Source organism: Polaromonas sp. P3_C2, from assembly GCF_056402675.1.
The window spans coordinates 1-1,063 of sequence record NZ_JBFUGX010001009.1; the positions used below are offsets into that span (position 1 = coordinate 1).

At 64.7% G+C, this 1,063-nt stretch carries 1 protein-coding gene; it reads right to left on the reverse strand.

Features of this window, described 5'->3' with window-relative positions:
• Nucleotides 1-54: 54 nt before the first annotated feature.
• The gene (locus AC1DWI_RS24205) at nt 55-1,002 is read right to left on the reverse strand and encodes a histone deacetylase family protein (protein ID WP_477726047.1); all 948 of its coding nucleotides are present in this window, start codon (nt 1,000-1,002) and stop codon (nt 55-57) included.
• Nucleotides 1,003-1,063: the final 61 nt, after the last annotated feature.

A 1,063-nucleotide genomic window follows, 5' to 3' on the forward strand; every position in this document is an offset into this window, starting at 1 on the left:
GCCACCTAGGATGGCCCTGGCAATGTAGCTGCAATCCCCGCTGGATGACCCACGCTACGGATTCCAGCGCTTCCTGTATTCAAGCGCCACCCGGTAGGTGTTCATCTGCACCTGCACGGTTTCGTCGATGTTGATGCCATAGCCACCCGCCATGGAAAACGCCAGCGGGATGCGGCGCTGCCAGGCCCAGTCGAAGACGCGCCGGTCGCGCGCCTCCAGACCGTCAAAACTCAGGGCCAGCCGTCCCAGCCGGTCGCCCACGTACGGATCGGCGCCCGCCAGAAACAGCACCAGCCCCGGCTCAAAGCGCCGCTCCAGCTCGTCAAGCGCATGCTCCAGCGCCTGCAGATAGGTTGCATCGCCGCAGCCGTCCGGCAAGTCCACATCGAGGTCGCTGGCTTCTTTTCGAAACGGGAAATTCTTTTGCCCATGCAACGACAGCGTGAACACGCTGGTGTCCGCGGCAAAGATGCTGGCAGTGCCGTTACCCTGGTGCACATCCAGATCGATGATGGCGACCTGCAGCGGTTTGCGCTCGTGGCGGTGCAGCCGCGCCCACTCCGCCTGCATGAGCCTGGCGGCCACCGCCGCATCGTTGAAAACGCAGAAGCCGCCGCCTTTGTGGGCATACGAGTGATGCGTACCTCCGGCCAGGTTGGCTGCAACGCCCTCGCCCCGTTTGCCCCCTGGCCCCATCGCCACGCGGGCCGCTGCAACGGTGGCGCCGGCAGAGCGGCGCGCACGCTCGGCCATGCCCAGGCTCCAGGGAAAGCCGATCTCGCGCTGCGCGGGCGCCGGCAAGGTGCCGTGCATGATCGCATCTATATAGGCGGGCGTGTGAACAAGGGCGAGCTCACCATCGGTGGCGGCCGGTGCCTGCGCCATTCGAACGGCCGACAGTTCGTTGACCAGGCGGTCGCGCAACAGCCGGTACTTGGCCATGGGAAAACGGTGCCCAAGCGGCAGCGGCAATACGAAGTTGTCGGCGTAAAAAGCTTGCAAGATGAGAAGCGAGGAAGGGCTTCAACGATTGTGGCCTGAAGCAGCAGCGACGGGCATGTAG